This is a genomic window from Aeromonas finlandensis, from assembly GCF_000764645.1.
In the GTDB taxonomy this organism is placed as follows: Bacteria; Pseudomonadota; Gammaproteobacteria; order Enterobacterales; family Aeromonadaceae; genus Aeromonas; species Aeromonas finlandensis.
This window is the reverse complement of record NZ_JRGK01000224.1, coordinates 1-911: the sequence shown is the minus strand read 5'-3', so window position 1 is coordinate 911 and position 911 is coordinate 1. Positions and strand designations below refer to the sequence as shown.

The following is a 911-nucleotide window of genomic DNA, read 5'->3' as shown; positions in this document are numbered from 1 at the left end:
CTATAGTAATGTTGTAATTGATTTAAATAAAACTGCCATTGAAATTAAAAATTCAATTAATGCTTTTACTTTCAGATCATATCAACTTCCTAGGGTTTTCGGATGTCACGTATGTGGTTGTGAAATTTTGGATACAAACTCAGCACCCAAAGCCGGAACTGTTTTAGAAGAGACAAATCAACATATCATATTGAGTAGTATAGATTTTGATGTGAAAGTATATAAAGATACATTTTCTCTATTAATGCAGTCTTGTGCGAAAAATGATTTAGAGTTGGTAAGAACTTATCTTAATAAGTTCAATGTTAATGAAAAAAATGAAAAAGGATGGTCGCCAATAATTGTGGCGGCATATAATGGCCAGCTTAATGTTATTCGCCAGCTGTTAGAGTGTGGTGCAAATATAAATGACACTAATTATAATGGCACCACAGTTTTTATGTATGCCAAAGATTATGCAATTGAACATAACTCAGTTAAATATCTTGAAGAGTTGAAATCTCTCGGTGCCGATTTGAGTCTATCTGACTATAGAGGTATGACTGTTTTTGATTATCTTGAAAATCAAAAAAACGAATATTGGCTGAGTGTTTTATTATCATTGTAGTTTAATCTACTCATAGAACATTGTAGGTGTAAAGTGATTAATTTTCTCGATTTGAAATCTATCAATTGCAAATACCAACAAGAGCTCAAAAATGCCTGTGCTCGTGTAATAGACTCTGGTTGGTATATCATGGGTAATGAGCTCGCTGCCTTTGAAAAAGATTTCGCCATATACTGCGGAACCAGACATGCTATTGGGGTCGCCAATGGACTGGATGCGTTAATCCTAACCCTGCGTGCTTGGAAAAAGCTTGGGAAAATAAGCTCGGGTGATGAGGTCATTGTACAGGCTAATACTTATATTG

General features: G+C 34.6%; 2 protein-coding genes. Both read left to right on the top strand.

From position 1 onward, the window contains the following. Nucleotides 1-607: ankyrin repeat domain-containing protein (locus LD28_RS23095; RefSeq protein ID WP_162182400.1), on the top strand; the 607-nt coding region annotated here is incomplete at its 5' end. Between the two features lie 33 nt (nt 608-640). Next, a partial coding sequence (locus tag LD28_RS22450; protein WP_193354312.1) for a DegT/DnrJ/EryC1/StrS family aminotransferase occupies nt 641-911 on the top strand: 271 nt, incomplete at its 3' end.